Below are 8,993 nucleotides of genomic sequence, written 5' to 3' on the forward strand. Positions count from 1 at the left end.
ACCGCTTGGGCTCCTGCTGCGAAAGCTGAAGCGAAAAAATTTGGAGTTACTAGCTTTAAATAATTGTAAAATATCCTTTCTTAAAAAGATAATACCTATTTTAGAAGCTGTTCTGGACAAACCAGAGCAGCTTTTTAATTTTCGCACATGGGAAATAATTTACCAAAAGGACATAAAAAATTACTAAATGCCTGGGCTTTTTATGATTGGGCAAATTCAGTGTATAATTTAACCATTTCATCTGCTGTATTTCCAATTTTTTGGGGAGCGTTAACAATTGTAAGAGATAGTGATGATAATATAGTAAGTGATACGGTTAATTTTTTAGGTGTTGATTTTAACAATGACTCTTTAATTAGTTATGTTACTGCATTAGCTTTTTTAATCGTTTCATTTATAAGTCCATTTCTTTCTGGTATCGCAGATTATGTAGGAAATAAAAAGAACTTTTTGAAATTCTTTTGTTATTTAGGAGCTCTTTCCTGTATTGGATTATATTGGTTTTCTTTAGAAAACTTGTTTTTTGGATTACTTTCTTATTTGTTAGCATTAATAGGTTTTTGGGGAAGCATTGTTTTTTATAATTCTTATTTACCGGATATAGCATTTCCAGAACAACAAGATGCTATTAGTGCCAAAGGGTATTCTTTAGGGTATATTGGAAGTGTAATTCTTTTAATAATCAACCTCATAATGATCTTAAAATATGATTGGTTTGGTTTCGAGAATGAAGGTTTGCCAACTAGATTATCGTTTTTAATGGTTGGAGTATGGTGGATTGGTTTTAGTCAATATACCTATTATTATTTACCTAAAGGAAATAAAAAGGAGAAGTTATCTAAAAATATATTATTTAATGGTTTCAAAGAGTTGAAGTCTATATGGAATGCGTTAAAACATAATATAAAATTAAAGAGATATTTGTTTGCCTTTTTTGTGTATAGTATGGCAGTACAAACAATAATGTTGATAGCAACATATTTTGGAATTGAAGAATTAGATTGGGGAGAACAAGATGCTACTACAGGTCTTATCATCAGTATACTTTTGATTCAATTGGTAGCTATAGCAGGTGCCTTCTTAACTTCAAAAGCTTCAGGGAAATATGGTAATATCAAAACACTTATTGTCATCAATATTATCTGGATCGTCATATGTATTTATGCATATACCATAACTACGCCAGGACAGTTTTATGTGGCCGCTGCAATAGTTGGATTAATTATGGGTGGAATTCAGGCTTTGTCAAGATCGACATATTCTAAGTTATTACCAGAAAATGCAGTTGATACTGCATCCTATTTCAGCTTCTACGATGTTTCCGAGAAAATTGGGATTGTTATAGGAATGTTTTCTTATGGTGTAGTCGCTCAAATGACTGGAAGCGTTCGATATTCAATTTTATTTTTCATAATATTCTTTGTTATTGGTGTTTTTCTTTTATTCAGAGTCCCAAGAAATGAGGAAAAATAGTTTCTGTTTGAGTTTTAAGTAATTAACTTTTATTAGTGTTAAATTCTATTAACATTCTTTAGTTAATATATGATAATGTACTTTATTTCGTTTGATAAAGTATGTACATTACTATCTAAACTTTTAATACCAACGGACTAGATACTCATGAAAAAAATTCAGAAAATAACTTTTGTCTAAAAACTTTGTATTTCATCTAAAAAGCGAAAATCTATTCTTTTTTAAACATTCAAAAATCTCATTATTTAATGATCTTTGAATCTAAATTTTGATAACCAAACTTTACTTTTAAATTAAAACCTATGAAAAAACTATTAATGTTGCTATCAGTAACCTTACTTGTTTCATGTTCTGCAAGTCAAAAGACCATAATTGCAGCTAAAAAAACATTAAAAGGGGAGTGGTCATTAGATAAAATATCTTATGATCGTCCTGGAGTTTTTGAAGTTACTTTATACAATGACGCTTCTGCAGAGTGTTTAACAGGAGGTGTTTGGAAATTCATTCCAAATAATAATACTGGTAAATACACGGTAAACGAAAATCAATGTACATCAACTGGAGCTCGTAATTTTAGATTTACGATTCCGAAGCCTTCAGAAAATGGTGAATATAGCTTTCTATTCAAACCTATTAATGAAAAGAAAAAAAGTACGAACAATAATAAAGGATATCGGATGACTCTGAAGCATTTGGATGATACAACGATGACTTGGACACAAACGGTAAGTCTTGAAGGAAAACCATTTGTTATAACGATGAACTTTAACAAACTACAATAACTCAAATCATAAGGCAATGATAAAATCTAATTTAAAAATAACTGCAATCGCATTAACAACACTAATAGTTCTTGGTAGTTGTGATGCTGTACAAAATGCTAATAACACTCAAAAAGGAGCTGTGATCGGTACCACTGCGGGTGCTGTTCTTGGAGGTGTTATAGGTAATAATGTTGGTAATAAAGAGAACTCTGTACTCGGTGCTATCATTGGTGGTGTCGTTGGAGGTGTTGCTGGTGGTGTTATCGGTAAACAAATGGATAAGCAAGCGCAAAAAATTGAAGAAGAAATTCCTGGGGCAGAAGTAACTAGAGTTGGAGAAGGAATTGATATTATATTTGATGAGAATAGTGGTGTTTATTTTGATACTAATAAATCTAACATCAACGCAAAATCAAAAGAAAACCTAAATAAATTAATAGGTATTTTTAAAGAATATCCAGATACTAATATTATCGTTGATGGCCATACTGATAGTTCTGGTGATGATGCATACAACTTAGAATTATCTAAAAAACGTGCATATTCAGTAACAAACTATCTAATTTCACAAGGAATCAGCGAAACGAGATTAACTACGTACTATCATGGAGAAACCTTGCCAAAATATGATAACGCTACCGCAGAAGGAAGAGCTAAAAATCGAAGAGTAGAGTTTGGAATATTAGCAAATGATAAAATGATACGTGATGCTAAACAGAAGGTAGACTAGTATACTTTACAATTGATAAATTAAATTCCCAGCAATGATTTTGCTGGGAATTTTTCTTTATAAACCTTTTCTTACACTGAATTCCGTGATGTGATTTTCACTATTTATGATGTAGTTTAAAGAGCTAAATAGAGGCATCTTTGTCTTGTAACTAATTCATATTAACTCTTTAAACCATTACTCTTGAAAATACTTCGTTTTATATTATTATTAGCAATAGTATCAAGTTGCGGAACAGCAAATAAATTTACCAGAGCTGCAAAGATTTCTATGAATGGAGTCTGGATATTAAAAGATATCACCTACGAAACTAATAGTAGAGCTACTTATAATATTACCATTCTTGATAACATTTCTCTTTCTTGTTTAGAAGATACTATTTGGGAATTCATTGCTAATAACAATACAGGTAGTTATTCATTATCAGGATCTACTTGTTCCAATAAAGGGGTGTTTAACTTTATTTGGTCTATTCCTAAAGAATTATATGGATATACTCATAGTGTTTTGTTAAAACCAGTAGATAACAAAATGAAAAGTACCATTAATAATAAAGGGTATAGAATGCAATTATATGATTTGGATAGTATCAATATGATTTGGAGCTACGATATGATTGTTGATGGGCAAAAATTTACCATTAAAATGAATTTTGAAAAACAATAAAAAGAAATAATCACCGACAAAAATAAAACTCACATTATGAAATCACACATTATGAAAAATTTAAAGAAAGTATCTTATGTATTACTAATAGTATTAGTGTTTGGAAGCTGTAAGACAATGAAGAAAGCCGAAATAGGAGGTTTAATCGGAGCCGCTAGTGGTGCTGTAATTGGAGGGATAGTTGGAGATCAAGTTGATGATACTGAGCTTGGTGCTGTTATCGGTGGTATGGTCGGAGCTACTGTAGGAGGTATCATTGGAAACCAAATGGATAAGCAAGCTAAAAAAATTGAAGAAGAAATGCCAAGTGTAGTTGTGCAAAGAGTAGAAGAAGATATCAATATAGTTTTTGATGAACAAAGTGGTGTGTATTTTGAAACTAACCAACACGATTTGAATACACCATCAAAAGAGACTATTCATAAACTGGCTACTGTGCTTAAAGAATATCCTAATTCTAATATATTAATTGAAGGGCATACAGACAATGTAGGTAAAGAAGAATCTAATTTTTTACTATCTAAATATAGAGCACATTCAGTTAAAGAATATCTTGTAGAACAAGGGGTTGACGAACAGAGATTTACAGTTAGATATTATGGAGAATCACAACCTAAATATGATAATAATACTATAGAAGGTAAATCTAAAAATAGAAGAGTAGAAGTTACTATTTCACCAAATGAAGAGCTACGTAGACAAGCAGTCGCTCAAATAAGAGAGTAAGATGTTGTAATTTGGAATGATAAATCCCGACCTAATAGTCGGGATTTTTTTATGCTCAAATTTTATGTATCTTCAATAAATGAATCATAGCACACATATACTTATTATAGGAGGCGGCTTAGCGGGTTTAACAAGTGCTATTCATCTAGCACAGCAACAAATACCCGTTACGCTTATCGAAAAAAACACCTATCCTGTACACAAAGTATGTGGTGAATATATATCTAACGAAGTAGTACCATATTTAGAGTATCTAGGGATAGATATACATGACTTAGATGTTGTAGGTATTTCTGAATTGCATATCACAACAAAAAAAGGAAAAGTAATTAAAAGTAAACTCCCATTAGGTGGTTTTGGAATTAGTAGATATAAACTAGATCATCATTTATGGAATCTCGCTAAAGAATTAGGAGTTAGACTTTTAAATGATCAAGTTACGAACGTAGGATTTCAAGGAGATAAATTTTTCGTCGATACTACCAAAAATGGAGTATTTAGTTCTGATTATGTAATTGGTGCCTATGGAAAACGTTCTATCATTGACAAAAATTTAGAACGTGATTTTAGCCAGAAAAAATCTCCGTGGTTGGCGGTAAAAGCGCACTATACATCCAAGTTTGATTCTAAGACTGTAGCATTACACAATTTTGAAGGTGGTTATTGTGGTTTGTCCGTCGTGGAAAATGACATAGTGAATGCCTGTTATTTGGTCAATTATAAAAGTTTTAAGAAATATAAAGACATTAAAGATTTTGAGTCAAATGTACTTTATAAGAATCCATATTTAAAAGATTTTTTTGAAAATGCAGAATTACAGTTCAAGAAACATATTACCATTAGTCAAATAAATTTTGACCCAAAAAAACCTGTAGAAAAAGGTGTTTTTATGATTGGGGATGCAGCAGGATTGATCCATCCTTTATGTGGTAACGGAATGGCTATGGCAATTCAAAGTGCTAAAATTCTATGTGATGTACTTAGTGATAATTACTTTTCGAAAAAATATACTACTAAAGAGATTGAAGAGTTATATACCAAACAATGGAATTTAGCCTTCTCTAGGAGATTATATGCAGGAAGAGTTCTCCAGAAAGTATTGTTAAATCATGGATTTCAAGTATTAGCTCAAAAAATTGCCAATACGATACCTGCAATTGTACCAGAAATTATAAAACAAACTCATGGAAAACCATTAGTATGCTAGTGAATCTTACAAAAAGAAGTAATGAAGCCGAGCTTATGGATAATCCAGATGTCAATGAAAAAGATCTTTCGATTGCCTTAGAAGATATAGGTAAGGTCAATAGAATGCTAGGAGGAAATAATATTACTATTGATGCTGTTGTGGAAATCATCAAAAATGATGATATCGCTAAAGAATACACAATTATGGATTTTGGCTGTGGTGATGGTGAAATGTTGAGACAATTGGCTAAGGTTTTACAAAAACATCATATCAAAGCAAAACTAATTGGTATTGATAATCATGATAAATGTTTGTCACAAGCAATAAATCTAAGTGGAGCATTTCCAGATATAAAATATTATCAGGAGAATATATTACAACTTGATAAAGAAAAGTTTTCCTGTGATATTATTATTTGTACGCTAACATTACATCATTTTAGAGATGAAGAAATTAAAAAATTGCTTACAAAAGGGCTTGAGTTAGCTTCACAAGGTATTATTATTAATGACATACACAGAACTAGATTATCATATTATTTATTTAAGTTATTTAGCTTTTTCTTTATCAAAGGATATATTGCCAAAAATGATGGTTTAGTATCTATTAAAAGAGGTTTTAAAAGAAATGAATTGCTTCGTTTTGCTAAAGATTTAAAGCTAACTAATCATCGATTACAATGGAAATGGGCATTTAGATATCGATGGATTATTAATCAGTAAAAAAAGGGAAAATATTGAATGTAAAAATAACATCGGTTGCTAAGCAATTACCGAAATACGTAAGGGAAACTAAAGAAATTTTACCTTTTGTGTCTCAGTGGCTGACAGGACAAGAAGATCGATTTAGACGGAAAGTACTTAAAATCTTCGAAAATGCTGCGGTAGATAAACGTTATGGAATAATGAGCATAGAAGAAGTGTTTACTGCTACTTCTTTTGAAGATAAAAATGACATATACATTCGAGAAGTAAAAAAACTCGGAGAATCGGTGCTAAAAAAAGCATTAAACAAAGCAAATTGGGATCCTAAATCATTGGATTATATAATCACTGTGAGTTGTACAGGTATCATGATTCCATCTTTGGATGCTTATTTGATCAATACTTTAGGTTTACGGCAAGATATAATAAGACTTCCGGTAACAGAAATGGGTTGTGCTGCAGGAGTTTCGGGAATAATATATGCTAGAAATTTTTTAAAAGCGAATCCAAACAAAAGAGCTGCAGTAATCGCAGTAGAATCACCAACAGCTACATTTCAACACAATGATTTTAGCATGGTAAATATCGTAAGTTCAGCTATTTTTGGTGATGGTGCGGCATGTGTATTGTTATCATCAGAAGAGGATGCAGAAGGGCCTAAAATTATAGCTGATGAAATGTATCATTTCTATGAGGCAACTTCTATGATGGGTTTTAAATTAACGAATAGTGGTTTGCAAATGGTATTGGATAAAGAAGTTCCTGATAAAATAGCAAAGCATTTCCCAGATATTATACATCCTTTTCTTGAAAAATATGAAAAGTCAATTGGAGATATTGATCATTTGATATTTCATCCTGGTGGAAAGAAAATAGTACAAACTGTTGAAGCTCTTTTTGGTGATTTAGGAAAGAACATAGATGATACTAAAGCAGTATTAAAAGAATATGGAAATATGAGTAGTGCCACCGTTTTGTATGTATTAGAACGATTTATGGACAGAAATCCTTCGCAAGGAGAAACTGGTTTGATGTTAAGTTTTGGACCTGGATTTTCTGCTCAAAGAGTGTTGCTGGAGTGGTAGTTCATTAATTAAATAAGTATGTTGAATCTTAAAGCAATTGCCTAATGAAAAATATATGTTTTTACCTTTTGTTAATTACATTCTCCGCATCAGCCTGTTCTGATAGTGATAATGAGACATCCAATTCAGAAGAACCGATACCAACTCAAGAAAATGCAGATATTACGAATGTTTCAGTAGCTGGAGAAGAAGGGAATTATACTTTTAGTGTTGAAATTGAAAGTCCAGATCTAGGATGTAATCAATATGCAGATTGGTGGGAAGTTATCTCTGAAGACGGTACGCTGATATATAGAAGGATTTTAGCGCATAGTCATGTAAACGAACAACCATTTACCAGATCTGGAGGTTCCGTAAACATTACTGAAAACCAAATTGTATATGTAAGAGCTCATATGAATAATAAAGGATACGGAACAGTGGTCTTTAAAGGAAGTATTGCTAATGGTTTTAGTAAAGATATCCTAGAAATTTCATTTGCAAGTGAGTTAGCGTCTCAAGAACCTTTACCTGGCAATTGCGCATTTTAAAAGGTATTATTTTGACGGAAGAACAAATCATAAAAAAACTACCATACCAATCTCCTTTTTTATTTGTAGATCAAATAAATGAAATCAATGAAAATGGGGTAAAAGGAAATTATACGCTTAAAAAGGATGAATATTTTTATCAAGGTCATTTTAAAGAATATCCAGTAACACCAGGAGTTATTCTAACGGAGATTATGGCACAAATTGGTGTTGTTTGTCTAGGAATATTTCTTTTTAAAGAAGCTGTAGAAGAAAGTTCTTTGGGAGTCGCTATGAGTGGCAATAGCATTGATTTTTATAAACCAGTACTTCCGGGAGAAAAGGTTACTGTGGTGTCTGAGAAAGAATATTTTAGATTTAATAAGTTGAAATGTAAAGTAAGAATGTATAATTCTGAAGATAAACTTGTGGCAAAAGGAAGTATATCCGGAATGATGAAACCTTTACAAGATGAATAGTAGGAGAGTAGTTATAACAGGAATGGGAGTTGTTGCTCCAAATGGAACGAACGTTTCAGATTTTAAAAACGCTATTAAGAATGGTACATCTGGAATACGGTTAATTGATAGATTAACGGAGCTAAATTTTTCATGTCAAATTGCTGGAAAACCATTATATAAAGATAGTTATTTAAATAATTACTTTAATTCAATTCAATTAAGAGGATTAAATGCTTCTGGTTTGGAGTATGGAGTAATAGCAGGTATAGATGCATGGAAAGATGCAGGATTGACACTTAGAGATAAGGATGAAATTCCTTTGTGGGATGCAGGTGTCATCTTTGGAACTGGAATATTAGGAGTGGATAAATTTAGAGATGCTATTTATAAAGTTGATGAAGGCAAGGTAAGACGATTAGGAAGCACGACAGTCATACAAACGATGGCTAGTGGTATCAGTGCTTTTTTAGGAGGAATGATAGGTTGCGGTAATATTACTACAACAAATTCTTCTGCCTGTAGCACAGGCACTGAAGCTATTTTAATGGCTTATGAGCGGATTACCACTGGAAAGGCGGAAATCATATTAGCAGGTAGTACCAGTGATAGTGGTCCTTATGTTTGGGGTGGTTTTGATGCTATGAGAATTCTTCCTCATAAATATAACCAAAACCCAACTGCTGCTT

The 8,993-nt window shown here is 31.8% G+C and carries 11 protein-coding genes; all 11 read left to right on the plus strand.

The features are described from left to right. The first annotated feature begins 147 nt into the window (after positions 1 to 147). On the plus strand, positions 148 to 1,473 hold the full coding sequence (locus GBO31_RS23035; RefSeq protein WP_219010969.1) for an MFS transporter: 1,326 nt from the start codon (positions 148 to 150) through the stop codon (positions 1,471 to 1,473). Positions 1,474 to 1,775: 302 nt separating this feature from the next. Next, complete coding sequence (locus GBO31_RS23040) at positions 1,776 to 2,255, plus strand: lipocalin family protein (protein ID WP_219010970.1); 480 nt, start codon at positions 1,776 to 1,778, stop codon at positions 2,253 to 2,255. Between the two features lie 16 nt (positions 2,256 to 2,271). Continuing rightward, complete coding sequence (locus tag GBO31_RS23045) at positions 2,272 to 2,967, plus strand: OmpA family protein (protein ID WP_219010971.1); 696 nt, start codon at positions 2,272 to 2,274, stop codon at positions 2,965 to 2,967. Between the two features lie 183 nt (positions 2,968 to 3,150). Then, complete coding sequence (locus GBO31_RS23050) at positions 3,151 to 3,633, plus strand: lipocalin (protein ID WP_219010972.1); 483 nt, start codon at positions 3,151 to 3,153, stop codon at positions 3,631 to 3,633. A 36-nt stretch (positions 3,634 to 3,669) separates the two neighbouring features. After that, complete coding sequence (locus tag GBO31_RS23055; RefSeq protein WP_246615969.1) at positions 3,670 to 4,359, plus strand: OmpA family protein; 690 nt, start codon at positions 3,670 to 3,672, stop codon at positions 4,357 to 4,359. A gap of 79 nt (positions 4,360 to 4,438) precedes the next feature. Continuing rightward, a complete protein-coding gene (locus GBO31_RS23060) occupies positions 4,439 to 5,566 on the plus strand; it encodes an NAD(P)/FAD-dependent oxidoreductase (RefSeq protein WP_219010973.1) in 1,128 nt (375 codons plus the stop codon). Then, on the plus strand, positions 5,560 to 6,270 hold the full coding sequence (locus tag GBO31_RS23065) for a methyltransferase domain-containing protein (protein WP_219010974.1): 711 nt from the start codon (positions 5,560 to 5,562) through the stop codon (positions 6,268 to 6,270). Before GBO31_RS23060 ends, GBO31_RS23065 begins: the two co-directional genes overlap by 7 nt. Positions 6,271 to 6,284: 14 nt before the next feature. Further along, a complete protein-coding gene (locus GBO31_RS23070) occupies positions 6,285 to 7,337 on the plus strand; it encodes a type III polyketide synthase (RefSeq protein ID WP_219010975.1) in 1,053 nt (350 codons plus the stop codon). Between the two features lie 44 nt (positions 7,338 to 7,381). Continuing rightward, on the plus strand, positions 7,382 to 7,867 hold the full coding sequence (locus GBO31_RS23075) for a hypothetical protein (RefSeq protein WP_219010976.1): 486 nt from the start codon (positions 7,382 to 7,384) through the stop codon (positions 7,865 to 7,867). Positions 7,868 to 7,878: 11 nt separating this feature from the next. Then, positions 7,879 to 8,325 (plus strand): 3-hydroxyacyl-ACP dehydratase FabZ family protein, encoded by a 447-nt coding sequence (locus GBO31_RS23080; protein WP_219010977.1) that lies wholly within the window; start codon positions 7,879 to 7,881, stop codon positions 8,323 to 8,325. Then, a partial coding sequence (locus GBO31_RS23085) for a beta-ketoacyl synthase N-terminal-like domain-containing protein (RefSeq protein ID WP_281422485.1) occupies positions 8,318 to 8,993 on the plus strand: 676 nt, incomplete at its 3' end. The genes GBO31_RS23080 and GBO31_RS23085, both read left to right, overlap by 8 nt.

Source organism: Aquimarina litoralis (assembly GCF_019295435.1).
Taxonomy (GTDB): domain Bacteria; phylum Bacteroidota; class Bacteroidia; order Flavobacteriales; family Flavobacteriaceae; genus Aquimarina; species Aquimarina litoralis_A.